The organism is Bacillus sp. SIMBA_031 (genome assembly GCF_046535225.1).
In the GTDB taxonomy this organism is placed as follows: domain Bacteria; phylum Bacillota; class Bacilli; order Bacillales; family Bacillaceae; genus Bacillus; species Bacillus velezensis.
On record NZ_JAWRXC010000495.1, the window covers coordinates 1 to 251 of the forward strand.

Consider the following 251-nt stretch of genomic DNA (forward strand, 5'->3'; position numbering starts at 1 on the left):
GGGCGGGTTTTGCTGCCGCAGATCAGCAACTTCAGCAACAACGTGATGTCCCACGAATTCGGCCACGTCATTGGCCTCATGCACGCTGACGCCCTCCAGTGTGGAAGCGGAGCGCCGGACGTCGGCACGGACAGCAACGGACAGTTCACTGATCCTTCGTGCTACATCCGTGAATACGGAGACACCACCGACCTTATGGGCGCAGCACAGTACGCGCAGCCCGTGGTCAGCTCCACTTTTTGGGATTACGC

Annotated in this window: 1 protein-coding gene; it reads left to right on the top strand. The window is 59.8% G+C overall.

Features of this window, described 5'->3' with window-relative positions; genetic code table 11:
* Nucleotides 1-251 (top strand): hypothetical protein (locus SB724_RS21135; RefSeq protein ID WP_410572952.1); only part of this gene is annotated, 251 nt, incomplete at both ends.